Origin of the sequence: Pantoea sp. RIT-PI-b (assembly GCF_001187905.1) — a bacterium.
GTDB lineage: Bacteria > Pseudomonadota > Gammaproteobacteria > Enterobacterales > Enterobacteriaceae > Pantoea > Pantoea nemavictus.
Genome location: NZ_LGIS01000014.1, coordinates 378,359 through 405,174, shown reverse-complemented (window position 1 = coordinate 405,174; position 26,816 = coordinate 378,359). Strand labels below are relative to the sequence as shown.

Annotated in this window: 19 protein-coding genes and 1 riboswitch; of the genes, 13 read left to right on the top strand and 6 right to left on the bottom strand. The window is 55.7% G+C overall.

All coding sequences use genetic code 11. From position 1 onward, the window contains the following. Positions 1-4 precede the first annotated feature (4 nt). The 4 genes from sgrR (at position 5) to thiQ (ending at position 5,177) form a co-directional block, all read left to right on the top strand. Positions 5-1,666 carry an HTH-type transcriptional regulator SgrR gene (gene sgrR / locus AC790_RS08235; RefSeq protein ID WP_007884992.1) on the top strand — a complete coding sequence of 554 codons (1,662 nt, stop codon included), beginning with the start codon at positions 5-7 and terminating at the stop codon, positions 1,664-1,666. A 112-nt stretch (positions 1,667-1,778) separates the two neighbouring features. Further along, a riboswitch (TPP riboswitch) is annotated at positions 1,779-1,873 on the top strand. A gap of 46 nt (positions 1,874-1,919) precedes the next feature. Beyond that, positions 1,920-2,906, top strand: a complete 987-nt coding sequence (thiB, locus tag AC790_RS08230) for a thiamine ABC transporter substrate binding subunit (protein WP_049851440.1) — start codon at positions 1,920-1,922, stop codon at positions 2,904-2,906. Next, on the top strand, positions 2,906-4,492 hold the full coding sequence (gene thiP / locus AC790_RS08225; RefSeq protein ID WP_049851439.1) for a thiamine/thiamine pyrophosphate ABC transporter permease ThiP: 1,587 nt from the start codon (positions 2,906-2,908) through the stop codon (positions 4,490-4,492). The genes thiB and thiP overlap by 1 nt, the downstream gene beginning before the upstream one ends. Then, positions 4,476-5,177 carry a thiamine ABC transporter ATP-binding protein ThiQ gene (gene thiQ, locus AC790_RS08220; protein ID WP_049851438.1) on the top strand — a complete coding sequence of 234 codons (702 nt, stop codon included), beginning with the start codon at positions 4,476-4,478 and terminating at the stop codon, positions 5,175-5,177. The genes thiP and thiQ overlap by 17 nt, the downstream gene beginning before the upstream one ends. Here the strand turns inward: thiQ and AC790_RS08215 are convergent. Continuing rightward, on the bottom strand, positions 5,174-5,938 hold the full coding sequence (locus tag AC790_RS08215) for a DedA family protein (protein ID WP_007884988.1): 765 nt from the start codon (positions 5,936-5,938) through the stop codon (positions 5,174-5,176). The two genes, thiQ and AC790_RS08215, sit on opposite strands and share 4 nt — an antisense overlap. Before the next feature lie 228 nt (positions 5,939-6,166). Here AC790_RS08215 and polB point away from each other — a divergent pair, with 228 nt between their 5' ends. From polB to rluA, 3 genes are all read left to right on the top strand, one after another. Beyond that, complete coding sequence (gene polB, locus AC790_RS08210; RefSeq protein WP_049851437.1) at positions 6,167-8,527, top strand: DNA polymerase II; 2,361 nt, start codon at positions 6,167-6,169, stop codon at positions 8,525-8,527. 152 nt (positions 8,528-8,679) lie between these two features. Next, positions 8,680-11,586 (top strand): RNA polymerase-associated protein RapA, encoded by a 2,907-nt coding sequence (gene rapA / locus AC790_RS08205; protein WP_007884985.1) that lies wholly within the window; start codon positions 8,680-8,682, stop codon positions 11,584-11,586. Between the two features lie 19 nt (positions 11,587-11,605). After that, positions 11,606-12,265, top strand: a complete 660-nt coding sequence (gene rluA, locus AC790_RS08200; RefSeq protein ID WP_049851436.1) for a bifunctional tRNA pseudouridine(32) synthase/23S rRNA pseudouridine(746) synthase RluA — start codon at positions 11,606-11,608, stop codon at positions 12,263-12,265. Between the two features lie 133 nt (positions 12,266-12,398). On the opposite strand, the gene djlA is transcribed toward rluA, so the two are convergent. Continuing rightward, entirely contained in the window at positions 12,399-13,211 is an 813-nt protein-coding gene (djlA, locus tag AC790_RS08195; RefSeq protein ID WP_007884983.1) for a co-chaperone DjlA, read from the bottom strand. A gap of 182 nt (positions 13,212-13,393) precedes the next feature. Between djlA and lptD the strand changes: the two genes are divergently transcribed. The 6 genes from lptD to apaH are packed head-to-tail and all read left to right on the top strand — an operon-like array spanning position 13,394 to position 20,213. Next, positions 13,394-15,763 carry an LPS assembly protein LptD gene (gene lptD / locus AC790_RS08190; protein WP_193372766.1) on the top strand — a complete coding sequence of 790 codons (2,370 nt, stop codon included), beginning with the start codon at positions 13,394-13,396 and terminating at the stop codon, positions 15,761-15,763. Between the two features lie 54 nt (positions 15,764-15,817). Then, the gene (gene surA, locus AC790_RS08185; protein ID WP_007884980.1) at positions 15,818-17,113 is read left to right on the top strand and encodes a peptidylprolyl isomerase SurA; all 1,296 of its coding nucleotides are present in this window, start codon (positions 15,818-15,820) and stop codon (positions 17,111-17,113) included. After that, on the top strand, positions 17,103-18,095 hold the full coding sequence (pdxA, locus tag AC790_RS08180) for a 4-hydroxythreonine-4-phosphate dehydrogenase PdxA (RefSeq protein ID WP_007884978.1): 993 nt from the start codon (positions 17,103-17,105) through the stop codon (positions 18,093-18,095). The genes surA and pdxA overlap by 11 nt, the downstream gene beginning before the upstream one ends. After that, a complete protein-coding gene (gene rsmA, locus AC790_RS08175; protein WP_007884976.1) occupies positions 18,088-18,912 on the top strand; it encodes a 16S rRNA (adenine(1518)-N(6)/adenine(1519)-N(6))-dimethyltransferase RsmA in 825 nt (274 codons plus the stop codon). Before pdxA ends, rsmA begins: the two co-directional genes overlap by 8 nt. Positions 18,913-18,916: 4 nt before the next feature. Beyond that, positions 18,917-19,294 carry a Co2+/Mg2+ efflux protein ApaG gene (gene apaG, locus AC790_RS08170; RefSeq protein ID WP_049851435.1) on the top strand — a complete coding sequence of 126 codons (378 nt, stop codon included), beginning with the start codon at positions 18,917-18,919 and terminating at the stop codon, positions 19,292-19,294. Positions 19,295-19,343: 49 nt separating this feature from the next. Then, the gene (gene apaH / locus AC790_RS08165) at positions 19,344-20,213 is read left to right on the top strand and encodes a bis(5'-nucleosyl)-tetraphosphatase (symmetrical) ApaH (protein ID WP_049851434.1); all 870 of its coding nucleotides are present in this window, start codon (positions 19,344-19,346) and stop codon (positions 20,211-20,213) included. 52 nt (positions 20,214-20,265) lie between these two features. On the opposite strand, the gene folA is transcribed toward apaH, so the two are convergent. The 4 genes from folA to carA form a co-directional block, all read right to left on the bottom strand. Continuing rightward, positions 20,266-20,748, bottom strand: coding sequence for a type 3 dihydrofolate reductase (folA, locus tag AC790_RS08160; RefSeq protein ID WP_049851433.1), 483 nt, complete (start codon positions 20,746-20,748; stop codon positions 20,266-20,268). A gap of 285 nt (positions 20,749-21,033) precedes the next feature. Continuing rightward, entirely contained in the window at positions 21,034-22,176 is a 1,143-nt protein-coding gene (locus AC790_RS08155) for a porin (protein ID WP_049851432.1), read from the bottom strand. Positions 22,177-22,417: 241 nt separating this feature from the next. Continuing rightward, positions 22,418-25,642, bottom strand: a complete 3,225-nt coding sequence (gene carB / locus AC790_RS08150) for a carbamoyl-phosphate synthase large subunit (RefSeq protein WP_007884964.1) — start codon at positions 25,640-25,642, stop codon at positions 22,418-22,420. Between the two features lie 13 nt (positions 25,643-25,655). Next, entirely contained in the window at positions 25,656-26,804 is a 1,149-nt protein-coding gene (carA, locus tag AC790_RS08145; protein WP_049851431.1) for a glutamine-hydrolyzing carbamoyl-phosphate synthase small subunit, read from the bottom strand. Between the last annotated feature and the right edge of the window lie 12 nt (positions 26,805-26,816).

Genomic DNA, 26,816 nt, shown 5'->3' with positions numbered 1-26,816 from the left:
TTTTATGTCCTCTTCACGTCTGCAGCAGCAATTCATCCGCTTATGGCAAAGCTGTCAGGGGCTGGATCAGGAAACCACCCTGAACGAGCTGGCCGATCTGCTGCACTGCTCGCGCCGTCACATGCGTAATTTACTCAACGCCATGCAGAACGAAGGCTGGCTGATTTGGCAGGCGGAAGCCGGACGCGGCAAGCGTTCGATGTTGAGTTTCTGCTATACCGGGCTGGCGCTGCAACAGCAGCGTGCCGAGGATCTGCTGGAACAAGATCGCATCGAACAGTTGGTCCAGCTGGTGGGCGACAAAAATCAGGTCCGACAGATGATCGCGGCACATTTAGGCCGCAGCTTCCGTCAGGGCAAGCATATTCTGCGCGTGCTCTATTACCGTCCGCTGCCCAATCTGTTGCCCGGTTCGCCGCTGCGCCGCTCAGAAACCCATCTGGCACGCCAAATCTTCAACGGCCTGATGCGTATAAATGAGGAAAAGGGGGAAATCGAACCCGATATCGCGCACCATTGGCAGCAAACTTCGCCGCTGCATTGGCGCTTTTTCCTGCGCCCGGCCATTCGCTTTCATCATGGCCGCGAACTGGAAATGGAGGATGTGATTGCTTCGCTGGAGCGCGTGCGCAGTCAACCGCTGTTTTCCCATATCGAAAAGCTGCATTCACCAGCCCCCTGGACGCTGGATATTCACCTAAGCCAGCCGGACGATTGGCTACCGTGGCTGCTGGCCAGCGTCAGTGCGATGATCCTGCCACGCGAATGGCAGACGCTACGCCACTTTGCCCGTCAGCCGATTGGTACCGGCCCCTACAGCGTGGTGCGTAATCAGCAAACGCAGCTGAAAATTGCCGCCTTTGATGATTACTTCGGCTATCGCGCCTTGATCGACGATGTATCGATTTGGGTGCTGCCGGAGATCAGCGACGAGCTGGTGTATGCCGGCGTAAAACTGCAGGGCGAAAACGCCGATGAGAAATCGGAAGAGAGCCGCCTGGAAGAGGGCTGTTATTTCCTCCTGTTTGATCAGCGCTCACACCTGGGACAAGATGCGCATTTCCGCCGCTGGGTGAGCTATTTATTTAATCCTATCGCCCTGCTTAATCATGCTGGCGTCGGCTATCAGCGTTACTGGTTCCCGGCCTATGGCCTGCTGCCGCGCTGGCATCATCGTCGCGACCTTACGCCTGCCGAGAAACCAGCCGGCTTAACCCAATTCACGCTCAGCTGGTACAACAACCACGTTGAGCATGAAGGTATCGCCAACGCCCTGCGTCCGTTACTGGCGCAGCAAGGTGTTGAGTTGATTACGCGCGAAGTCAGTTACGAGGAGTGGTTCGAGGGTGAAGGCGAGAGTGATATCTGGCTCGGTAGCGTCAATTTTACCCTGCCGCTGGAGTACGCGCTGTTTGCTCAGCTGTTCGAACTGCCTTTAATGCATCATTGTATCCCGATTGACTGGCAAGCCGACGCGGCGCGCTGGCGGCAGAAAGCTTTACCGCTGGCGGAGTGGAGTAAACAGCTGATCGACAGCGACTATCTGCACCCGCTTTTCCATCATTGGCTGCTGCTGGAGGGGCAACGCAGCATGCGAGGCGTGCGGCTGAATACGCTCGGCTGGTTTGACTTCAAATCCGCCTGGTTTGCGCCTCCGGAGCTGTGAGCATCGCGCCGGCGCAGTTTTGTGAGGTGCGCATTCATGCGCACCGGGAAGCGTGGCACCAGACTTCCAGCCTGTGATCCTTTCGCGCTGTCACATAAATGTCTAGAATGAGCCGTTCTCAACGGGGTGCCTTATTTTGTGGCTGAGAAAGACCCGTCGAACCTGATCCGGCTAATACCGGCGTAGGGATTTGAGATGCCCACTCCTCAGATCCTTTGCGACTCAACCTTATTTTCTCCTCAAGGAGCGCAAAGTGTTAAACAAAGTTCTGCCTGTGTTGTTGCTGGTTGCGGCACAGGTTTTCGCTGCCAAACCGGTTCTGACGGTTTACACCTACGACTCATTCTCTGCCGATTGGGGGCCAGGTCCGGCGGTCAAAAAAGCCTTTGAAGCGCAGTGCGGCTGTGAACTGAAATACGTCGCGTTGGAAGATGGCGTGTCGCTGCTGAATCGTGTGCGTATGGAAGGCAAAAACAGCAAAGCCGATGTGGTGCTGGGCCTCGATAACAATCTGGTGCAGGCAGCGGAGAAAACCGGCCTGTTTGCCAAAAGCAGCGTCGATACCAAAGCGTTAACACTGCCGGATGGCTGGCACAACGACACCTTTATCCCGTTCGATTACGGCTACTTCGCCTTCGTCTACGATAAGAACAAGTTGAAGAATCCGCCTAAAAGCCTGCAGGAGCTGGTCGAGAGCCCGGAAAAATGGCGCGTGATTTATGAAGATCCGCGCACCAGCACGCCGGGTCTTGGCCTGCTGCTGTGGATGCAGAAAGTCTATGGCGACAACGCGCCCGATGCGTGGCAGAAGCTGGCGCAAAAAACCGTTACCGTCACCAAAGGCTGGAGTGAAGCCTACGGCCTGTTCCTCAAAGGCGAAGGCGATTTGGTGTTGAGTTACACCACCTCTCCGGCTTACCACATCATCGAAGAGAAGAAAGAGAACTACGCCGCGGCCGAATTTAGCGAAGGCCACTATTTACAGGTAGAAGTTGCCGCGCAGCTGGCCAGCAGCAAACAGCCACAGCTGGCGCAACAGTTCATGCAGTTTATGGTGTCGCCGGCTTTCCAGCAGACCATTCCCACCGGCAACTGGATGTATCCGGTGATTAAAAGCGAGTTGCCTGCCGGTTATCAATCGCTGCAGGTCCCCGCCAAAGCGCTGCAATTCACGCCAGCGGAAGTGGCCGACCATCGCGCTGCATGGATCAGCGCATGGCAACGCGCCGTTAGCCGTTAATGCCTGGCTGGTTGATTCCCGGCAGTGCGACCGCGCTGCTGCTGTGCGCGGTCGCACTGCTGGCCTTTGGCGCTTTAGTGATGGTCGCGCCGGCCACTGACTGGCGCGCGCTGCTCAGCGACAGCTACCTGCACCACGTGCTGGCCTTCTCCTTCGAGCAAGCGCTGCTGTCGGCGCTGCTGTCAGTGATGCCTGCCATCCTGCTGGCACGCGCGCTCTATCGCCGCCGTTTCCCCGGTCGTAATCTGCTGCTGCGTCTGTGTGCTATGACGCTGGTGCTGCCGGTGCTGGTGGCGGTATTTGGCCTGCTGAGCGTTTACGGCCGCAGCGGCTGGCTGGCACAACTGTGTGCGACGCTGGGATTCGACTACCACTTTTCGCCGTATGGTTTGCAGGGCATTCTGCTGGCGCACGTGTTCTTTAATCTGCCGCTGGCAACGCGCATGCTGCTACAGGCGCTGGAGAGCATCCCAGGCGAGCAGCGACAATTAGCCGCGCAGCTCGGCCTGCGCGGCTGGAATCTGTTTCGACTGCTGGAGTGGCCGTGGCTGCGCCGCCAGATTCTGCCTACAGCGGCACTGATCTTTATGCTGTGCTTCGCCAGCTTCGCCACCGTGCTGGCGCTGGGCGGCGGACCGCAGGCCACCACGCTGGAACTGGCGATCTATCAGGCGCTGAATTTTGATTATGATCCTGGCCGTGCGGCACTGCTGGCCCTGCTACAGCTTGGCTGTTGTTTATTATTGGTCCTGCTGAGTCAGCGCTTTAGCAAAGCAATTCCCACTGGCAGCCAGAGCATTCGCGGCTGGCGCGACCCGCGCGATTCATGGCATGCGCGTTTTACCGATACCGTGTTAATTGGCATGGCGCTGCTGCTACTGTTGCCACCGCTGGCGGCGGTGGTGGTCGATGGCCTACGCGGTGGCGTGGCCGGTGCATTGCAACAATCAGCATTGTGGCAAGCCACCTTTACCTCGCTGCGTATCGCGGTCGGCGCCGGCGTACTCTGTGTGGTGCTGACCATGATGCTGCTGTGGAGCAGCCGCGAACTGCGCCAGCGTCAGAAAATGATCGCCGCGCAGGCCATGGAACTCAGCGGCATGCTGATTCTGGCGATGCCGGGCATTGTGCTGGCAAGTGGATTTTTCCTGCTGTTCAACGCCACCGTTGGCCTGCCGCAGCGCGCCGATGGCTTAGTGATTTTCACTAATGCGCTGATCGCCATTCCCTATGCGATGAAAGTACTGGAGAATCCCATGCGCGATATCAGCGCCCGTTATGGCCAGCTCTGTTCCTCACTCGGCATCTCAGGTTTTAACCGCTTACGACTGATTGAGCTACGCGCGCTGAAACGTCCGATTGCGCAGGCGCTGGCGTTTGCCTGCGTATTGTCGATCGGTGACTTTGGCGTGGTGGCGCTTTTTGGCAGCGCCGATTTCCGCACGCTGCCCTTCTATCTCTTCCAGCAGATCGGTGCCTATCGTGGTGCGGATGGTGCTGTCACCGCACTGCTATTGCTGTTGCTCTGCTTGCTACTCTTTACGCTGATGGAAAAATTACCGGGCCGCCATGCTGACACTGAATAACCTCACTTACCTTTATCAGCATCTGCCGATGCGCTTCAGTTTTGCGGCGCAGGCGGGTGAACGCCTGGCGATCCTTGGTCCAAGCGGCGCGGGCAAAAGCACCTTGCTGAGTCTGATTGGCGGCTTTTTGCCGATCAATCAAGGCTCGCTGGTAATGGATGGCGTTGATCACACTAACAGCGTGCCGTCGGCGCGGCCGGTGTCGATGCTGTTTCAGGAGAACAACCTGTTTCCGCACCTGACGGTGCAGCAGAACATGGCGCTGGGTTTGCATCCTGGCCTGAAACTCACGCGCGCGCAGCAGCAACAAGTCACTGACATTGCCGAACAAACCGGCTTGCAGGAGCTGCTGACGCGCTTGCCGGGACAGCTTTCCGGTGGCCAGCGTCAGCGCGTGGCGCTGGCGCGTTGCCTGCTGCGCAATCAGCCTATTTTGCTGCTGGATGAGCCGTTTTCGGCGCTTGATCCGGCGCTGCGCGGTGAGATGCTGCAGCTGGTACGTTCGGTATGTGAAACGCGCAATATCACGCTGCTGATGGTTTCGCACAGCCTGGAAGATGCTCAGCAGATTGCGCCGCGCAGTTTAGTGATCGTCGATGGGCGCATCTATTGGGACGGCAGCACGGAGAGTTTGATTCGGGGTGAAAGCACGGCAGCCGCCATCCTTGGCGTGCAACCGCGTTAAGCGAAGAACACTTTCCACAGCAGGTGGCGGAAGATCGGCATCATGGGATGGAACTGGATCGCGATAAACGCGCCCAGCCCGATCGCTGCCGCCAGCGGTGCCAGCCAGCGCAGGCGCGCAGTCGGCAGATACTGGGTTGCCCAATCGACGGTTTTCCCACTGCGCCACCAGCGCCACAGCAACCAGCCACCGATCCACAGCAGCAGCGCCACCAGCAACAGCAGCCATTTGAAGCTGCCGCCCTGCGCGGCCTGCGGTACATCAATCGCCACGCCCGCCAGAATGCCCGGCATTAAATAAGCCGGCGGCCAAAGAATGCAGCCAATGAGATTCGGTGGCAGGAACTTGCGCACCGGCAGTTCCAGCATACCTGCCGCTAACGGAATCAGCGGACGCGTCGGACCCACAAAACGCCCCACCAGAATGGTGAACATGCTGTGTTGATGCAGCGCGTGCTCGGTTTTATCCAGCAGCCCCTGATATTTTTTCAGATATTTCCAGCGATGCAGCGGACCCTGAAACTTCCAGCCGATGCCATAAGAGACCCAATCGCCGACTAAACAGCCGATGAATCCGGCCGCCCACGCAGGGTAAAGGCCAATTTGTCCACTTCCTACCAGCGCCCCAAGGCTGGCCATTAATACCGTGCCCGGCAACAGCAATCCCACGAATGCCAGTGACTCAAGAAAGGTCACCAGCGCAACGGCGATCAGCGCGTACTCCAGCGATTGCGAAAACAGGTGTTGAATCCAGGCTTCCATAAATATCCTCTGCGGAATATAGAGGCTGGATTGTCCAGAGCGCGTGCGCCAGCGTCAAGGCAAGAATTGTAGGCTTTTCCGTCATCCTTCAAATGGCAGGTGCGTTGGCTGCGTTCGCTTGCCCCGGTCACTTACGGGTGTAAGCTCCCGGGGATTTACGCCAGAGATCCAAATACACTGTATAAACATCCATGTTATACTGAATATAATTCATTCTCCGGAGTTAACGTGACCGATCCGCGCGCAGGTTTTCTGCTTACCCGACATTGGCGAGATACGCCGACTGGCAGCGAAGTGGTGCTGTGGCTGGCGACAGACAGCGGCCCGCAGCGGCTGGTTCTGCCTGCTCAGGAATCGGTGGCGTTTATCCCGGAAGCGTTTCGTGCGCAAACCGAAGCGCAGCTGTACGATGAGCGCCATATTCGTTTGCAAACGCTTGAACTGAAAGATTTCCGCCGCCGCCCGGTTTTTGGCCTCTATTGCCGCAGCAATCGCCAACTGCAAAACCTCGAAAAGCGTCTGCGCGAGAACGGCATTCCGGTCTATGAAGCCGATATCCGCCCGCCGGAACGCTACCTGATGGAACGCTTTATCACCGCGCCAGTGTGGTTTAGTGGCGAGGCGCGCGGTGACAGCGTAGTTAACGCGCGCCTGAAGCCACATCCTGATTATCGTCCACAGCTGAAATGGGTTTCGCTGGATATCGAAACTACCCAGCATGGCGAGCTTTATTGTATTGGGCTGGAAGGCTGCGGCCAGCGTCAGGTCTACATGCTCGGTCCGCCCAACGGCGACGCCAGCCCCCTCGATTTCGAACTCATCTATGTCGATAGCCGCCCGCAGTTGCTGGAGCAGCTCAACGCCTGGTTTGAGCAACATGAACCGGATGTGATTATCGGCTGGAACGTGGTGCAGTTTGACCTGCGCGTATTACAAAAGCACGCCGATCGCTACGGCATTCCGCTGCGTTTAGGGCGTCAGAAGCAGGCTTTAGAGTGGCGCGAGCATGGCTTCAAACCCGGCGTGTTCTTCGCGCAGGCCACTGGCCGCTTGATTATTGATGGCATTGACGCGCTCAAATCCGCTTTCTGGGATTTCCCCTCTTTCAGCCTTGAAGCGGTCTCGCGCCAGCTGCTGGGTGAAGGCAAAGCCATCAATAATCCATGGCAGCGCATGGAGGAGATCAACTGGCGCTTTGCCAACGATAAACCGGCGCTGGCGAAATACAATCTTAAGGATTGCGAGCTGGTAACGCGCATCTTCCAGCACACCGCCATCATGCCGTTCCTGCTGGAACGCGCCACGGTAAATGGGTTAGCAGTGGATCGCCACGGCGGTTCGGTGGCGGCGTTTGGTCATCTCTATATTCCACGCATGCACCGCGCTGGTTTTGTCGCGCCGAATCTCGGTGAAGTGGCGCCTGAAGCCAGCCCCGGCGGCTATGTAATGGATTCGCGCCCCGGCCTGTACGACTCGGTGCTGGTGCTGGATTATAAAAGCCTCTATCCCTCAATTATTCGTACTTTCCTGATCGATCCGGTTGGGCTGGTAGAAGGTCTGGCCCATCCGGATGATGCCGATTCTGTCCCCGGCTTTCGAAATGCACGTTTTTCCCGTGACACGCACTGCTTACCGGCAATCGTTGAGCAGATTTGGCAAGGACGTGAAGCCGCCAAGCGCGACGGCAATAAACCGCTGTCGCAGGCGCTGAAAATTATTATGAACGCCTTTTACGGCGTGCTCGGTACCAGCGCCTGCCGCTTTTTCGATCCGCGTTTGGCGTCGTCAATTACACTGCGTGGCCACGCCATCATGCAGCAAACGCGCGAGCTGATTGAAGCGGAAGGCTTTGACGTTATTTATGGCGACACCGATTCCACCTTTGTCTGGCTAAAAGGCGCGCACAGCGAAGAAGATGCGACGGCGATTGGTCGCCGCCTGGCCGGGCACGTCAACGGCTGGTGGCAACAGCATCTGCAAGCGACTTATGGACTGGCGAGCGCGCTGGAGCTGGAGTATGAAACGCACTTTAGCCGCTTCCTGATGCCGACGATTCGCGGTGCCGAACAGGGCAGTAAAAAACGTTATGCCGGTATGATCCGCAGCGACGGCGGCGAGCGGCTGGTGTTTAAAGGACTTGAATCCGTGCGTACCGACTGGACACCGCTGGCGCAGCAGTTCCAGCAAAACCTGTATGGCCGTATATTCCGCGGTGAGCCGTGGCAGGATTATATTCGCGAGACGGTGGCACAGCTGCTGGCGGGCGAGCTCGATGAGCAACTGATCTACAAAAAACGGCTACGTCGGGCGCTGAAAGATTACGAACGCAATGTGCCGCCCCACGTGCGCGCCGCACGCCTTGCCGATGAGCAAAATCGTAAGCTACAGCGGCCGCTGCAATACCAGAACGGCGGCTCAATTCGCTATGTAATGGCCACCTCTGGCCCTGAACCGCTGGAGGCACGCAATACGCCGCTGGACTACGATCACTACGTTAGTAAACAGCTACAACCGGTGGCTGATGGCATTTTACCGTTCGTCGGTGATGACTTTGCTACACTGATTACTGGGCAACTGGGGCTTTTTTGACAGGTGACGAATGCCTTGCCATCCAGTACCATAGCGCCCTTCCTGATTCTCACCGCACACACAATCTGACCAAACACCCGTTTGGCGGTTGCGTATTGCCTGAGTGCAGGTGAACTTCTTTATGGCATGTAAGAGAGTCGAGCAAAAAATATATGGTTTTTACACTGGGTCAGCGCTGGATTAGTGATACGGAAAGTGAACTGGGACTGGGCACGGTTGTCGCGATTGATACGCGTATGATTACCATGCTGTTTCCGGCAACCGGCGAAAACCGCCTGTATGCACGAAATGATGCTCCGGTTACCCGTGTAATTTTCAATCCGGGTGACACCATCACCAGCCATGAAGGCTGGCAGATGTGCGTCGATGAAGTCCGCAACGAAAACGAGTTAATGACTTACATCGGCACGCGTCTCGATAACGAAGAAACCGATGTGGTGATGCGTGAAGTGATGCTGGACAGCAAACTGGTGTTCAGCAAGCCGCAGGATCGCTTGTTCGCCGGTCAGCTCGACCGTATGGATCGCTTTGCGCTGCGTTTTCGTGCGCGTAAATATCATAGTGAGCAATATCGTTTGCCAATCAGCGGCCTGCGCGGTATGCGCACCAATCTGATCCCGCATCAGCTGCACATCGCGCACGATGTTGGCCGTCGCCATGCGCCGCGCGTCCTGCTGGCGGACGAAGTGGGCCTGGGTAAAACCATTGAAGCTGGGATGATCATCCAGCAACAGCTGCTGGCCGGTCGCGCCGAACGCGTGCTGATTGTGGTGCCGGAAACGCTGCAACATCAGTGGCTGGTAGAGATGCTGCGTCGCTTTAACCTGCGCTTTGCGCTGTTTGATGACGATCGCTATACCGAAGCCCAGCATGACAGCGATAACGCTTTTGAAACCGAGCAGTTAATTATCTGTTCGCTTGACTTTGTACGCCGCAATAAACAGCGTCTTGAACTGCTGGCGGACGCCGAATGGGATCTGCTGGTGGTCGATGAAGCGCACCACCTCGCGTGGAGCGAAGACGCGCCGAGCCGTGAATATCAGGTCATCGAGCAGCTGGCAGAGAAAACAGCTGGCGTGCTGCTGTTGACCGCAACGCCAGAACAGCTGGGCTTAGAGAGCCACTTTGCCCGTCTGCGCCTGCTCGATCCGAATCGCTTCCACGATTTTGGCCAGTTCGTTGAAGAGCAGCAGCATTATCGCCCGGTGGCAGATGCCGTCAGCTCGCTGCTGGCCGATCACGCCATCAGCAAAGATGAAATGAATCTGATCAACGATTTGATCGGTGAGCAGGATATTGAGCCGCTGCTGCAAGTGGCCAATAGCGATCGCGACGGCAAAGAGGATGCGCGTAAAGAGCTGGTCTCAATGCTGATGGATCGTCACGGCACCAGCCGCGTGCTGTTCCGTAACACCCGAAACGGTGTAAAAGGCTTCCCGAAACGCGAGCTGCACCAAATTCGCCTGCCGCTGCCGGCACAGTATCAGACCGCCATTAAAGTCTCCGGCATCATGGGCACGCGCAAAAGCGCAGAAGAGCGCGCGCGCGACATGCTGTATCCCGAGCAGATTTATCAGGAATTCGAAGGCGACAGCGGCACCTGGTGGAACTTCGATCCCCGCGTTGAGTGGCTGATGGGCTATCTCACCAGCAACCGCAAAGAGAAAGTGCTGGTGATTTGCGCCAAAGCGGCCACCGCACTGCAGCTGGAGCAGGTACTGCGTGAGCGTGAAGGTATTCGCGCGGCTGTATTCCACGAAGGTTTGTCGATCATTGAACGCGACCGTGCAGCCGCCTTCTTCGCCTCCGAAGAGGATGGCGCGCAGGTATTGCTGTGCTCGGAAATCGGTTCAGAAGGCCGTAACTTCCAGTTCGCCAGTCGTCTGGTGATGTTCGATCTGCCGTTCAACCCGGATCTACTGGAACAGCGTATCGGTCGTCTCGATCGTATCGGCCAAATGCATGACATCCAGATTCTGGTGCCGTGGCTGGAAAAAACTGCCCAGGCGGTGCTGCTGCGCTGGTATCACGAAGGTCTGGACGCGTTTGAGCATACCTGTCCAACCGGCCGCGCGATCTATGACAACGAGTACAAGCAGCTGATTGAATACCTCGCCGCGCCGGAAAACCCGCAGGGGCTGGATGCGTTCATCACCGAGAGCCGCAAGCAGCATGATGCGCTGAAATCGCAGCTGGAGCAGGGGCGCGACCGCCTGCTGGAACTCAACTCCAACGGTGGCGAAGCGGCACAAGCGTTGGCGAATGCCATCGGCGAACAGGATAATGATACCGATCTGGTTAACTTCGCGCTGAACCTGTTCGATATCGTCGGCATCAACCAGGAAGATCGCAGCGACAGCCTGATTGTGCTGACGCCATCCGATCACATGCTGGTGCCCGATTTCCCTGGCCTGCCGGAGGACGGTTGTACCGTAACCTTCAACCGTAATCAGGCGCTGTCACGCGAAGACACGCAGTTCATCACCTGGGAACACCCGCTGATTCTTAATGGTCTCGATCTGATTCTTTCTGGCGATACCGGCAGCTGCGCGCTGTCGCTGCTGAAGAACAAGGCGCTGCCGGTAGGTACGCTGCTGGTGGAGATGATCTATGTGGTTGAAGCGCAAGCGCCGAAAAGCCTGCAGCTCACCCGCTTCTTACCGCCAACCCCGGTGCGTTTGCTGATGGATCGTGCCGGTAACAATTTGGCTGGCAAGGTCGAGTTTGAAAGCTTTAACCGTCAGCTCAATGCGGTGAATCGTCATACTGGCAGCAAGCTGGTGAATGCCGTGCAGCAAGATGTGCACGAGATTCTAACCCAGGCGGAAAAAGTGATTGTGCCGGAAGCGCAGGCGATTATCGCGGCGGCGAAAGTCGAAGCCGAAGAGAAGCTGGGTTCAGAACTGTCACGCCTCGAAGCGCTGCGCGCTGTTAACCCCAACATCCGTGATGATGAGGTTGAAGCGCTGGAAAGCAATCGCGAGCAGGTGCTGGAAAGCCTGGGCGATGCGGGCTGGCGTCTTGATGCGCTGCGCCTGATCGTCGTGACGCACCAATAATGTTCAGGACCGCGACATCATGCTGATGGAAGCCTACAACCCGCCGCTCGAGCCCTGGCTGCATATTCTCTATCAGGACGAGCACATTATGGTGGTGAATAAACCGAGCGGGTTGCTGTCAGTGCCGGGTCGTCTTGAGGAGCACAAGGATAGCGTGATGACGCGCATCCAGCGTGATTTCCCGCAGGCGGAATCGGTGCATCGTCTTGATATGGCCACCAGCGGCGTGATAATCGTGGCCCTGAATAAAGCGGCAGAGCGTGAACTCAAGCGCCAGTTTCGTGAGCGCGAGCCCTCTAAGTATTATGTGGCGCGTGTTTGGGGACATCCGGCGGCAGAAGAAGGGTTAATCGATCTGCCGCTGATTTGCGACTGGCCGAATCGGCCGAAGCAGATGGTGTGTTTCGAGAACGGCAAGGCGGCGCAAACGGAGTATCAGGTGCTGGAGTACGAAGCGACTCACAGCGCGCGCATCAAGCTGAAGCCGATTACCGGACGTTCACATCAGCTGCGTGTACATCTGCTGGCGCTGGGGCATCCGATTCTCGGTGACCGCTTTTATGCGCACCAAGAGGCGCTGGCGATGGCCCCGCGTTTGCAGCTGCATGCCGAATCTCTGACGATTACCCATCCGGCTTTTGGTAACAGCATGACGTTTAGGCAGCCGGCAGAGTTTTAGTTTCTTCCCTCACCCCAACCCTCGTCCGCACGCGGTAGAGGGTTGGGGTGAGTGGATTTGCAGATCTTAACATCGCAATAAACGGTTCCCTCGCCCGCTTGCGGGAGAGGGCTAGGGTGAGGGAAAAACAAACTTACTTAAACCCCTTCTCCTTACGAATCAGATCGTAAGCCGCCTGGATTTCCTGCGCTTTCTGTTTCGCCATCTCCATCATCTCTGGCGGTAATCCTTTCGCCACCAGTTTATCAGGATGATGCTCGCTCATTAGCTTACGATAAGCGCGTTTGATGGTGGTGCTATCATCGCTGCTTTTCACGCCCAGCACGCTACAGGCATCTTCCAGTGTGGGCCCGCGTTGGGTCTGCTGATACGCACCGCCGTAGGAAGAACCGCCGCCGCCAAACTGCTGCCCGCCCTCCATCATGCGCAGGAACTGATCGAACTGCGCGCGCGAGATGCCTAGCTCTTCCGCAATGACATACAGCACCTGACGTTCGTTGGGATGCAGTGAACCATCGGCGAAAGCGGCCTGGATCTGGATTTCCAGAAACATACGAATCAGATCGAAACGGCCAAAACAGGCGCTGCGTAGCTCGCGCAGTTTATTGCGCAGCGGATAGTCGCTCTGCTTGCCTTCGCGAAACGCACGCTGTGCAGCGCTGCGCGCATCACCATGCAGCTGCATACGATCCATAAATAAGGAAGCAATCTGGATATCCGCTTCGGTCACGCGCCCTTTTGACTTGGTCAAATGGCCCATCACCTGGAAGGTGGTACTGAAAAACAGTGTCTGTCGCGCCTGGTTATTGGCGAAATATCCCTGCCCTTTTACGCTGCGCACTTTGTCAAACATGTGACCAATGATCAGACCCAGTACAATGCCCCAAAAGCCCGCCCCGGAAAATATACCGAGTGCCAGACCAATTACTTTTCCCCAGTAGCGCATAAACTCCTCAATTCGCCATGCTTGCGGCTGAAAATTGCATTATCATACCTGTCATTTATCTCAGCGCCTAACGGCAACGCGGACAGAAAAGGATTAACACTGGCGCAACGCCGGGCAGTAAGTTAGTCTCTGACCGGATTGTCGGCATGATGCCAGTTTTCATGGAATTATCGAAACCGCGTATGAAAAAACGTATACCTACCTTGCTGGCTACCATGATTGGTGCAGCGCTTTATAGCCAGTCATCACTTGCCGACGATCTGATGTCGCAGTGCATGCTGGGCGTGCCGAGCTACAACCGCCCGCTGGTTAATGGCGATACCAATTCGCTGCCGGTCACCATCAATTCTGATTCAGCCAAAGGCAATTATCCGAATGACGCGGTGTTCACTGGCAACGTCGATGTGCAACAGGGCAATAGCCGCTTGCGCGCTGACGAGATGCAACTGCATCAGCGTCCGCAAGATGGGCAAACCACGCCGGTTCGCACCGTGGATGCGCTGGGTAATGTGCACTATGACGACAACCAGGTCATCCTCAAAGGTCCGAAAGCCTGGTCAAATCTGAACACCAAAGACACCAACGTGTGGAATGGTGATTATCAGATGGTTGGCCGCCAGGGTCGCGGCGATGCCGATCAAATGAAGCTGCGCGGTAACAATCGTTACACCATTCTGGAAAACGGCAGCTTCACTTCCTGCTTGCCGGGTTCCAACAGCTGGAGCGTGGTCGGTTCCGAGGTGATTCAGGACCGCGAAGAAGAAGTCGCGGAAATCTGGAACGCCCGCTTTAAACTCGGCAATGTGCCAGTGTTCTACAGCCCCTATTTGCAGCTGCCGATTGGCGATCGTCGCCGTTCCGGTTTCCTGATCCCGAATGCGAAGTACGGTAGCAATGACGGCTTCGAATTCATGTTGCCGTACTACTGGAACATTGCACCGCAGGCCGATGCCACTATTACACCGCATTATATGGAAAAACGCGGTCTGCAATTGCAGAACGAATTCCGCTATCTGACGGTGTTTGGCGCGGGCTTGATGGAGCTGGACTACCTGAAGTCAGATAAGCAATACGACAACGATAAAGCGGTGCGCGGAATCGCAGAGAATGACAGCTCCGATCGCTGGTTATTCTACTGGCGTCATGCGGGCGTTTACGATCAGCACTGGCGCTTTAACGCCGACTACACCAAAGTCAGCGATCCTTATTACTTCAACGATCTTGAGTCGAAGTACTACAGCTCAACCGACGGTTACGCCACGCAGAAATTCAGCTTTGGCTATGCGGACACCAACTGGGACGCTACGCTGTCGAGCAAAGACTTCCAGGTCTTCGGTACGACCAGCAATCGAAACGTCTACCGAGCGCAGCCGCAGCTCGACCTAAACTTTTATCAGAATGATATCGGACCGTTCGATGGCCGCGTCTATGCGCAGGCGGTTAAATTCACCAACGTGAATAGCCGCATGCCTGAAGCGACACGTTTGCACATCGAGCCAACGCTGGATCTTCCGCTGTCAAATGGCTGGGCAAGTCTGGATACCGAAGCAAAATTCCTCGCGACCCATTACCAGCAGGATGAAGTTGATTACTACAACACTTCAATTAATACCGCCGGTGATAACCAGCTGAAGAACTCGGTCAATCGTACCCTGCCGCAGTTCAAAGTGGATGGTCGCTTAGTGTTTGACCGTGATATGGATTGGGAGCCAGGCTACACCCAGACGCTGGAACCACGTGTTCAGTATCTTTACGTCCCGTATCGCAATCAAAGCGATATCTATCCATACGACTCAACGCTGCTGCAAACCGACTACACCGGTCTGTTCCGCGATCGTACTTATAGCGGCCTCGATCGTATCGCTTCGGCGAACGAAGTGGCGACCGGTGTCACCACGCGTATTTATGATAACGATCTGGTTGAACGTTTTAACGTTTCTGTGGGTCAAATCTACTCGTTTACCCCGTCTCGTACCGGCGTAAACCAGACAAATAAAGAAGATGACACCGGCAGCCTGGTCTGGGCCGGCGACACCTACTGGAAAATCAGCGATCGCTGGGGCGCGCGTGGCGGACTGCAATATGACACCCGCCTTGATGACGTATCGCAGGGTAATGCGGTAGTTGAGTATCGTCAGGACGCCGACCGTATGGTGCAGCTGAGCTATCGCTACAGCAGCCCGGAATATGTGGCACAGGCCCTGAACAACTCAAACCTGGTGACTAACCCGATCTACAAAAACGGGATTTCACAGGTGGGTACCACTGCCAGCTGGCCGATTGCAGATGCCTGGTCACTGGTGGGCGGTTACTACTACGATACGCGCAACAGCCGTCCTGCTGAACAAATGGTCGGACTGCAGTACAGCTCGTGCTGCTATGCCATTCGTCTGGGTTACGAACGCAAGATCAACGGTTGGGAAAACAACGACAGTAAGTATGACAACCAAATCTCATTCAACATTGAGCTGCGTGGTCTGAGTTCCAACTATGGCTTAGGCACCAATCAAATGCTGCGTCAGGGCATCATCCCTTACCAGCGCGCTTTCTGATGTTGTGATGTTTGACAGGCTATCCCGCAGTGCGGAAACAACAATGGATAAAGTATGAAGAACTGGAGAATGCTGATTCTTGGTGTGGCGATTACCGCTAACACTGCGTTCGCAGCCCCACAAGTGGTTGATAAAGTTGCCGCAGTCGTAAATAACGGCGTGGTACTCGAAAGTGACGTTGATGACATGATGCGCACCGTGAAATCACAGGCGCAGCAGGCAAACCAGCAGCTCCCTGATGACAACACATTGCGTCATCAAATCCTTGAACGCCAGGTCATGGATAACATCATTCTGCAAATGGGTGAAAAAGCAGGCGTGCAGATTAGCGATCAGCAACTGGATCAGGCTATTCAAAACATTGCCGCACAGAATCGCATGAGTCTTGATCAGCTGCGTAGTCGTCTGGCTTACGACGGTATGAACTACAACGTCTATCGCGCGCAGATCCGCAAAGAGATGATGATTGCCGAAGTGCGTAATAACGAAGTGCGTCGCCGCGTCACCATCCTGCCGCAGGAAGTGGACACGTTGGCCGCTCAGGTCGGTGCGCAGAACAGCCAGGGTACGGAACTGAACATTAGCCAGATTCTGCTGCCACTGTCAGAGAACCCAACGCAACAGCAGGTTGACGATCAGGAAACGCTGGCGCGCCAATTGGTTGCTCAGCTGAAAAGCGGTGCTGACTTCGGCAAACTGGCCGTCACTTACTCAGCCGATCCACAAGCGCTGAAAGGCGGCAACATGGGTTGGGGTAAAATCGAAGAGCTGCCAACGCTGTTCTCGCAGGCGCTGAGCACTGCGAAGAAAGGCGATATCGTCGGCCCAATCCGTTCAGGTGTCGGCTTCCATATCCTGAAGGTGAACGATCTGCGTGGCGAGAGTAAAAACATCTCCGTGACTGAAGTACACGCGCGCCACATCCTGCTGAAGCCGTCACCGATTCTGACTGACGCGCAGGCTCAAGCGAAGATCGAACAGATCGCAGCCGACATTCAAAGCGGTAAAACCACCTTCGCCGCAGCGGCCAAGCAGTTCTCTGACGATCCGGGCTCTGCCAATCAGGGCGGCGATCTTGGCTGGGCATCACCGGAAATTTACGATCCGGCGTTCCGCGATGCACTGTTGAAACTGCAGAAAGGCCAGGTGAGCCAGCCAGTTCACTCCTCCTTCGGCTGGCATCTGATTCAGCTGCTGGATACGCGTCAGGTCGATAAGACCGATGCTGCGCAGAAAGAGCGCGCCTATCGTATGCTGTTCAACCGTAAATTCGCGGAAGAAGCGCAAACCTGGATGCAGGAACAGCGCGCCAGTGCTTACGTGAAAATTCTGGATAACAATGGTCAGTAATTATCGTGTAGCGATCACTCCCGGCGAACCCGCCGGGATTGGTCCCGACCTCACCGTTCAACTGGCGCAGCAAAACTGGCCCGTTGAATTGGTGGTCTGCGGCGACGGCGAGCTTTTGCGCCGTCGCGCTGCTTTATTGGGTTTACCGCTGACGCTGCGCGACTATCAGCCTGGCGTCGCGGCACAACCGCAGCAGGCCGGTACCCTTACGCTACTGCAAGTGGATACCGCGCAGCCCGTCACCGCTGGTGAACTGTGCGTCGCTAACAGCCACTATGTGCTGGAAACGCTGACGCGCGCCTGCGATGGTTGTCTGAAGGGTGAATTCGCTGCGCTGATTACCGGGCCAGTACATAAAGGCGTGATCAACGACGCGGGCATCCCGTTTACCGGTCACACCGAATTTTTCGCCGATCGCGCCGGTGGCGATTTAGTGGTTATGATGCTGGCAACTGAAGAGTTGCGCGTCGCCTTAGCCACGACGCATCTGCCGTTGAAAGATGTGTCTGCAGCAATTACTCGCGACACGCTGCATGAAGTGATCACGATTTTGCATCGCGATCTTCAGCTAAAGTTTGGTTTGCCAAATCCGCATATCTTCGTCTGCGGCCTCAATCCGCATGCCGGCGAGAGCGGCCATATGGGCCGTGAAGAGATTGATACCATTATTCCGGCACTCAACGAGCTGCGTCAGCAAGGCATCCAACTCACTGGACCACTGCCGGCGGATACGTTATTTCAGCCGAAATACCTGCAACATGCCGACGCAGTGCTGGCGATGTATCACGACCAGGGCTTACCGGTGCTAAAATTTCAGGGGTTTGGCCGGGCGGTAAATATCACGCTTGGCCTGCCCTTTATCCGGACTTCTGTCGACCACGGTACCGCGCTTGAATTAGCCGGACTGGGTCAAGCGGAACCGGGCAGCTTTATCACGGCGCTTAATCTCGCCATCACTATGATCAAGAGTAGTAATGAATAATCGCGTCCATCAGGGGCATTATGCCCGTAAACGTTTCGGGCAGAACTTCCTGAACGATCAGTACATTATCGACAGCATTGTCTCCGCCATTCATCCGCAAAAAGGCGAAGCCATTGTGGAAATTGGCCCCGGCCTTGGTGCGTTAACCGAACCGGTAGGCGAGCGTCTGGATGAGCTGACCGTTGTCGAGCTGGACCGCGACCTTGCCGCGCGTCTGCAAACGCACCCGTTCCTCGGCCCTAAGCTGACCATCTTCCAGCAGGATGCGATGACCTTTGATTTTTCTGCCTTGGCGCAGGAGAAAGGTCAGCCGCTGCGCGTATTCGGCAACCTGCCGTACAACATCTCCACGCCGCTGATGTTCCACCTTTTCAGCTATACTGGTTCGATTAAAGACATGCACTTCATGTTGCAGAAAGAAGTGGTGAATCGTTTAGTCGCCGGTCCAGGCAGCAAAGCTTATGGTCGTCTGAGCGTGATGGCGCAGTACTATTGCCAGGTTATCCCTGTGCTCGAAGTGCCGCCTGAATCGTTCACGCCGCCACCGAAAGTAGATTCGGCCGTGGTGCGTTTAGTGCCTTATACGCAGCCACAGCATCCGGTGAGCGATATTCGTCTGCTGAGCCGCATCACCACAGAAGCCTTTGGTAAACGCCGTAAAACGCTGCGCAACAGCCTTGCTCATATGTTTGCGGCTGGTGCGCTGGATCAATTAGATATCGATGCCTCACTGCGTGCAGAAAACGTTTCTGTGGCGCAATATTGCCAACTGGCAAACTGGTTGAGCAAGCATCAGGCTGAAAACCCGGAGAATTGAGTGCATGAGTGAACTGGCCCGCGTCTGTATCCATGTACATAGTCAGTATGTGGAGTCGCAATCCTTGCCCGACGAGGATCGCTACGTGTTTGCCTACACCATCACCATCCGCAATTTAGGGCGCAGCAGCGTACAGCTGCGCAGCCGCTATTGGCTGATCACCAATGGTAACGGTCGCGAGACTGAAGTCCAGGGCGAAGGCGTGGTCGGCGAGCAGCCGCACATCGCGGCCGGCGGCGAGTATCAATACACCAGCGGCGCGATTCTTGAAACGCCGATGGGCACTATGCAGGGTCACTATGTGATGATCGATGAAGCGGGCGAAGAGTTCCACGTCGAAATTCCCGTGTTCCGACTTGCGGTGCAAACCCACATTCATTAATCCTCCTCCGCCCGGCCCGTCCGGGCGGCGCGTTTTAACCGGACTGACAATGAGTACATACCTGATTGGCGATATCCATGGCTGTTATGACGAGCTTCGTGCGCTGCTGGCGCAGGTCGATTTCGATCCGCAGCAGGACACATTGTGGCTCACCGGCGATCTGGTGGCGCGCGGGCCCGGCTCGCTCAATGTGTTGCGCTATGTGAAATCGCTGGGCGATGGCGTGCGCCTGGTGCTGGGCAATCACGATCTGCACCTGCTGGCGGTGTTTGCCGGTATCAGCCGTAATAAGCCAAAAGATCGCCTGACGCCGCTGCTGGAAGCCGATGATGCCGATGAACTGATCAACTGGTTACGTCGTCAGCCGCTGCTGCAGGTAGATGAAGAGAAGAAGTTATTAATGGCGCATGCCGGGATTACACCGCAGTGGGATCTGGAAACGGCGCAGTTATGCGCGCGCGAAGTAGAAGCGGTGCTTTCCAGCGACAGCTATCCGCTGTTTCTCGACGCCATGTACGGCGACATGCCAAACAACTGGACGCCGGAGCTTAGCGGGCTGGCGCGCCTGCGGTTTAGCACCAATGCGCTAACGCGCATGCGCTTCTGCTTTCCAAATGGTCAGCTGGATATGATTTGCAAGGAATCCCCGGAATCTGCACCACCGCCGCTGAAGCCGTGGTTTATGGTGCCGAGCAAGATCGACAGCGACTACACGCAGATTTTCGGTCATTGGGCATCACTGGAAGGGAAAGGTACACCGGAACACGTAATTGGTCTGGATACCGGTTGCTGCTGGGGCGGAACACTGACGCTGTTGCATTGGGAAACCAAACAATATTACGTGCAAGCCTCGAATCGTGAACAGGCGATGGCGGAAAGCGCCGCCAGCACACATCCACCGTTAAGCGATACGCCGTAATTAAAAAACCCCGCTTTAGCGGGGTTTTTTATTGGTCACCTGAAGGCCAACCCTACTTACGGCGATCCAGAATCTCAAAGCAGTAGCTGTGCGAGTTCTGCTCGTCGGCATCGTGGAATTCGCTAAAGGTTGATTGCCACTCATCCGGCTCATAATCCGGGAATTGCGTATCCCCTTCCACTTCCGCGTCGATATGCGTCAGATACAGACGATCTGCGCGCGCCAGCATCTGCTCGTAAACGCGTCCACCGCCAATCACCATCATCTCTTCTACATCGCCCGCAGCTTTCACCGCCTCTTCCAGCGAGGTCACCCAGGTTACACCATCATGGTTGCCAGGCTGGCTGCTGACCACAATATTAAGACGTCCAGGCAGCGGACGGCCAATGGATTCAAAGGTCAGGCGGCCCATAATCACCGGCTTATTCAGGGTATTACGTTTGAACCACGCCAAATCTGCTGGCAGATTCCATGGCATGGCGTTTTCCATACCAATAATGCGATCCGTTGCCAATGCCGCGATCAGACTAATCATGTTAAAAGACCTACTGGAAAAAATTGGCGCCATCATACGTAAAGGCGAAACTTTCGTCGATAGGCCGACCCCGCTATTTGCGTAAAGCTCCGATGCCACCGCACTTTTGTTATTGGACAGAGTTTTACACCGACTTTCCCAGCAATAGCGGGGAGAGGCGCCAGAAATTGCTGGCGAGGCGGCACAACTCAGCACGAATCCGTGGACACTCGGTATGGCAGTGTAAAGAAAAACGCACTCTGTGCGCCAAAAGAAAACGGCTCCCGCAGGAGCCGTTAAGACGATTTAGAAATCGTAGCGCAGACGCACCAGGTTGACGTTACCCAGTGATTTGTCGGTGCTTGAGGTGATGACATATTCGTAATCAATACGGAAGCCGAAGTCGAGCTGTGCGCTCACGCCAACCCCATTATCGATACGTTTGTAATCACGTCCGTTGACGAACTCCAGACGGTCACCCATGAAGTAAGGCTGAATTGATTTCACCGCATACTGACCGATTGGGAATTTGTAACCGGCAAAATATTCAATACCCCACGCGTCATCCGCGAAGTAGTTGTTTACCGTATTACGTTTGGTTGGAGAGAAGTTTTCATACCAACCCGCACCTGCTGACAGCGTCCAGTTATCCGGCGTCCAGCTCAATGCGGTACCGTAGATATTCTGGTCGTAGCGCTTGCTGTCACCATTGCCTGGATTACGGATATCTGCGCGGGTGTAGTTCCACGCGGTTCCCCATGCCAGATCTTTGGTGATGTGATAGTTCACACCTAGCGAGCCGCCGCCTTTACGCTTGTAGCGTAGACCGTTACCTGGCAGGAACTCGTTATCTTCAAACAGATAAGATGCATACACATCTGCATCGCCGAAGGTGTTTTTGTACTTCAACATTTTGCGCGAGCGATATGAACCATCGTAATCGCCATTGATACCGTTGCCTGGGCCCTGAGCCAACATGTCATAGTCCCAGATATCGGTTTTCGCGCCCACTACATCGTAGTAAACGCTGTTCTGCTGACCAAAGTAGAGCTCACCCAAAGTGGCACTTTTGAAGCCCGTGTAAAGTTGGCGACGGGTGGTATTGTTGGCGCCATCAGCATGATGATTGTCCCAACCCCACCAAGCCGGGAAGTTAACACCCAGCTCGTAGTAACCGACCCAGCTTACGTCATCAAACAGGTAGTAATTCGCAGTGAAGCGGAAACGTGAACCGCCATCATAGCCATTACGCTTATAGGATTGGTCGTTTACACCATTCTGGTGCTGGAACTGCGGACGAATACTGCCGCCCACTTTGAAGTCGAGACGGCTGAGCGGATCGCCCGCCTGGGGATCCTGCTTGAGTAAAGTAATTTCCGCCTGGCTGGCGAGTGGCGCCGCTGCGAGTAACGCAGCAATAGCGCTGAGAGTGAAAGCACGCATTTGCATTTTTTATATCCCAGTTAAGGTGAGCGCTCTATTGGTGAGCGAGCGAAATAGTACGGTGCGCTTACTGGGTTCTTATTTATAATTTTGTGCGGATATTCCGAGGTGTAACGTTTTCTGCATCAACTGATAAAAGTTATGTCAAATCTAAAGAATTTTAACGTATAAGCATTTCCATATTGCAGCAAAATGACAAAATAAAAACGGCCCCCGAAGGAGCCGCTTATTTTAGCTAACGAACTGATTAGCCTTTAATTTGCGCATGCATTTCCTGCACGGAAATCACCTGCTCTGTGGGATCCGCATTCAGCGCCATCGCGGTAGCAAAGCCGCCATTTAGCGTAGTGTCGTAATGCACCTTATATTGCAGTGCGCTGCGACGAATCAGCTTAGAGTCTTCAATCGCCTGACGTCCTGCAGTGGTGTTCACGATGTAAGCATATTCGCCGTTCTTCAGACGATCCTGAATGTGCGGACGACCTTCATGCACCTTGTTCACCAGACGTGGATTAATGCCCGCTTCGCCCAGTACCACTGCGGTGCCGTGCGTGGCATCCAGCTCGAAACCAAACTTCTGCAGCTTCGCCGCCAGGTCGACGATACGTTTCTTATCGCCTTCACGTACTGACAACAGTGCACGACCGGTTTTCTTCATATTGCTCTGCGCGCCCAGCATCGCTTTCGCAAAGGCTTCTGCGAAGGTTCGACCAACGCCCATCACTTCACCGGTAGAGCGCATTTCAGGGCCGAGAATCGGGTCAACGCCTGGGAACTTGTTGAACGGCAGCACCACTTCTTTTACCGAGTAATACGGAGGAATCACTTCTTTGGTGACGCCCTGCTCCGCCAGCGTTTTGCCGGCCATTACGCGCGCCGCTACTTTCGCCAGCGCCACGCCGGTGGCTTTCGACACAAACGGTACGGTACGTGCGGCACGCGGGTTAACCTCAATCAGGTAAACCTCGTTGTCCTTCACCGCAAACTGCACGTTCATCAAGCCGCGTACGTTCAGCTCAAAGGCCAGTTTCTCGACCTGCTGACGCATCACGTTCTGAATTTCAGTGCTCAGCGTGTAGGCTGGCAGTGAACATGCGGAGTCACCGGAGTGCACGCCGGCCTGCTCGATGTGCTCCATAATGCCGCCAATCAGCACACGCTCGCCGTCGCAAATCGCATCAACATCCACTTCAACCGCGTCATCGAGGAAACGATCCAGCAACACCGGCGCATCGTTAGAGACCGAAACCGCGGTCTGGAAGTAGCGCTTCAGGTCGATTTCATCGTAAACGATTTCCATCGCGCGGCCGCCCAGCACATAAGAAGGACGTACCACCAGCGGATAGCCGATACCGGCCGCTTTTTCTACCGCCTGCTCCAGCGTGGCAACGGTGGCGTTCGCCGGTTGCTTCAGATTCAGGCGATCAACCGCCTGCTGGAAACGTTCACGGTCTTCTGCACGGTCAATGGCATCCGGGCTGGTACCAATCACCGGCACGCCGGCCGCCTCCAGCGCGCGCGCCAGTTTCAGCGGAGTCTGGCCGCCATACTGCACGATGACGCCTTTTGGTTGCTCAATGCGCACGATTTCCAGCACATCCTCCAGCGTGACCGGCTCGAAGTAGAGGCGATCTGAGGTGTCATAATCGGTCGATACGGTTTCCGGGTTACAGTTAACCATGATGGTTTCGTAACCGTCTTCACGCAGTGCCAGCGCCGCATGCACGCAGCAGTAATCAAACTCGATGCCCTGGCCGATACGGTTTGGACCACCGCCCAGAATCATAATTTTTTCACGATCCTGATTTGGATTGGCTTCGCACTCCTCCTCGTAGGTTGAGTACATATACGCGGTATCGGTGGCAAATTCAGCGGCGCAGGTATCGACGCGTTTGTAGACCGGATGCAGATTAAACTGCTGACGCAGCTTGCGAATTTCGCCTTCTGAAACGCCGGCCAGCGTGGCCAGACGCACATCGGCAAAGCCTTTACGCTTCAGGGCCCGCAGGAATTCAGCATTCAGCGAGTTCACGCCTTCGCGCTCAACCTGCTCTTCCAGACGCACCAGCTCTTCAATCTGTACCAGGAACCAGCGGTCGATGTTGGTGAGATTGAACACGCCATCCACCGACATGCCGGCACGGAAGGCATCGGCGATGTACCAGATACGGTCAGAACCGGCATCTTTCAGCTCACGGCGAATGCGCGTCAGTGCTTCGGCATCGTCCAGGCTGACTTTCGGGTCGAAACCGTTGGCGCCCACTTCCAGGCCGCGCAGCGCTTTCTGCATCGATTCCTGGAAAGTACGGCCAATCGCCATCACTTCACCCACTGATTTCATCTGCGTAGTCAGGCGATCGTTGGCGCCAGCAAACTTCTCGAAGTTGAAACGAGGAATTTTGGTCACGACGTAGTCGATAGAGGGTTCAAACGACGCAGGCGTTAAGCCGCCGGTGATGTCGTTCATCAGTTCATCGAGGGTGAAGCCCACCGCCAGCTTCGCTGCCACTTTAGCAATCGGGAAGCCGGTGGCTTTCGATGCCAGCGCCGACGAACGGGACACGCGCGGGTTCATTTCAATAACGATCATACGGCCATCTTTCGGATTCACCGAGAACTGGACGTTAGAACCGCCGGTTTCTACACCGATCTCACGCAGTACCGCCAGCGAGGCGTTACGCATGATTTGATACTCTTTGTCGGTCAGGGTTTGCGCTGGCGCCACGGTGATCGAGTCACCGGTGTGGATGCCCATCGCATCGAAGTTTTCGATTGAGCAGACGATGATGCAGTTATCGTTTTTATCACGCACCACTTCCATCTCGTACTCTTTCCAGCCAATCAGCGACTCGTCAATCAGCAGCTCATTGGTTGGAGACAGATCCAGACCGCGCTCGCAAATCTCTTCAAACTCTTCGCGGTTATAGGCGATACCGCCGCCGGTGCCGCCCATGGTAAAGGAAGGACGGATGATGCACGGGAAGCCAACGTCTTCGGCCACCGCCAGCGCTTCTTCCATGTTGTGCGCAATACCGGAACGCGCGGTGCCCAAACCAATGCTTTTCATCGCTACGTCGAAACGGCGGCGATCTTCGGCTTTGTCAATCGCATCGGCGGTGGCACCAATCATGGTGACGCCGAATTCAGCCAGCACGCCTTGACGCTCCAGCTCCAGCGCACAGTTCAGCGCAGTCTGGCCACCCATGGTCGGCAGCACCGCATCCGGGCGCTCTTTTTCGATAATTTTGCGTACCACTTCCCAGTGAATCGGCTCGATGTAGGTGGCATCTGCCATTTCCGGGTCGGTCATGATTGTGGCCGGGTTCGAGTTCACCAGAATGACGCGGTAACCCTCTTCGCGCAGCGCTTTACACGCCTGCGCACCGGAGTAGTCAAATTCACATGCCTGGCCGATTACGATCGGGCCAGCGCCAAGGATCAGGATGGATTTTATGTCTGTACGTTTTGGCATCGTGGGCTCCTGATTACTTCGCGTTAGAACGGTAAGCTTCGATCAGTTCGATAAAGTGATCGAACAGCGGCGCCGCGTCGTGCGGGCCTGGGCTCGCTTCCGGATGTCCCTGGAAGCTGAAGGCCGGTTTGTCGGTGCGATGAATGCCCTGCACGGTTTTGTCGAACAGCGACACATGCGTCACGCGCAGATTCGCTGGCAACTGGCTGTCATCAACCGCAAAACCGTGGTTCTGCGCGGTAATCATCACGGTATTGTTATCGAGATCTTTCACCGGGTGGTTGCCGCCGTGGTGGCCGAGCTTCATCTTGATGGTTTTGGCACCGCTCGCCAGCGCTAATAACTGATGGCCGAGGCAGATGCCGAACACTGGAATGTCCGTGTTCAGGAACGCCTGAATCGCGTTAATGGCATAGTCGCACGGCTCAGGATCGCCAGGGCCATTCGACAGGAAAATACCGTCTGGATTAAGTGCCAGCACCTCGTCTGACGGGGTTTGTGCCGGTACCACCGTCAGGCGGCAGCCGCGATCCACCAGCATGCGCAGGATATTGCGCTTAGCACCGTAATCATAGGCCACCACGTGGAACGGCAGCGCTTCCGCGCTTTTCTGCTCCGGCAGGTCGCCTTCCAGCGTCCAACTGCCCTGCTGCCATGCGTAGGTCTCTGCGGTGGTGACTTCTTTCGCCAGATCCATCCCTTTCAAGCCCGGGAACGCCTGCGCTTTCTGTAGCGCCAGTGCGGCATCCGGATTATCGCCCGCAATAATGCAGCCACTCTGAGCACCTTTCTCACGCAGCAAACGGGTCAGTTTGCGCGTGTCGATATCGGCGATACCGACGATGTTATTGCGCTGCAGGTAAGCTGACAGACTCTCTTCACTGCGGAAGTTGCTGGTAATCAGCGGCAGATCGCGAATAACGAGGCCTTGAGCATGGATTTGGCTGGATTCTTCATCGGCGGCGTTAACGCCAACATTGCCGATATGGGGATAAGTGAGGGTAACGATTTGGCGAGAATAGGAAGGATCAGTGAGGATTTCTTGATAACCGGTCATTGAAGTGTTGAAAACAACTTCTCCCACTGCCGACCCCGTTGCCCCGATGGCCCGACCGTGGAATTGGGTTCCGTCTTCCAGAACCAAGAGCGCTGACTTAATCAAAACATCCTCCAG

Excerpts from the sequence above, each read along its gene's own strand:
- sgrR (WP_007884992.1), top strand. The coding sequence starts at position 5 with ATGTCCTCTTCACGTCTGCAGCAGCAATTCATCCGCTTATGGCAAAGC.
- thiP (WP_049851439.1), top strand. The coding sequence starts at position 2,906 with ATGCCTGGCTGGTTGATTCCCGGCAGTGCGACCGCGCTGCTGCTGTGC.
- thiQ (WP_049851438.1), top strand. The coding sequence starts at position 4,476 with ATGCTGACACTGAATAACCTCACTTACCTTTATCAGCATCTGCCGATG.
- AC790_RS08215 (WP_007884988.1), bottom strand. The coding sequence starts at position 5,938 with ATGGAAGCCTGGATTCAACACCTGTTTTCGCAATCGCTGGAGTACGCG.
- rapA (WP_007884985.1), top strand. The coding sequence starts at position 8,680 with ATGGTTTTTACACTGGGTCAGCGCTGGATTAGTGATACGGAAAGTGAA.
- rluA (WP_049851436.1), top strand. The coding sequence starts at position 11,606 with ATGCTGATGGAAGCCTACAACCCGCCGCTCGAGCCCTGGCTGCATATT.
- djlA (WP_007884983.1), bottom strand. The coding sequence starts at position 13,211 with ATGCGCTACTGGGGAAAAGTAATTGGTCTGGCACTCGGTATATTTTCC.
- lptD (WP_193372766.1), top strand. The coding sequence starts at position 13,394 with ATGAAAAAACGTATACCTACCTTGCTGGCTACCATGATTGGTGCAGCG.
- surA (WP_007884980.1), top strand. The coding sequence starts at position 15,818 with ATGAAGAACTGGAGAATGCTGATTCTTGGTGTGGCGATTACCGCTAAC.
- pdxA (WP_007884978.1), top strand. The coding sequence starts at position 17,103 with ATGGTCAGTAATTATCGTGTAGCGATCACTCCCGGCGAACCCGCCGGG.
- rsmA (WP_007884976.1), top strand. The coding sequence starts at position 18,088 with ATGAATAATCGCGTCCATCAGGGGCATTATGCCCGTAAACGTTTCGGG.
- apaG (WP_049851435.1), top strand. The coding sequence starts at position 18,917 with ATGAGTGAACTGGCCCGCGTCTGTATCCATGTACATAGTCAGTATGTG.
- apaH (WP_049851434.1), top strand. The coding sequence starts at position 19,344 with ATGAGTACATACCTGATTGGCGATATCCATGGCTGTTATGACGAGCTT.
- folA (WP_049851433.1), bottom strand. The coding sequence starts at position 20,748 with ATGATTAGTCTGATCGCGGCATTGGCAACGGATCGCATTATTGGTATG.
- AC790_RS08155 (WP_049851432.1), bottom strand. The coding sequence starts at position 22,176 with ATGCAAATGCGTGCTTTCACTCTCAGCGCTATTGCTGCGTTACTCGCA.
- carB (WP_007884964.1), bottom strand. The coding sequence starts at position 25,642 with ATGCCAAAACGTACAGACATAAAATCCATCCTGATCCTTGGCGCTGGC.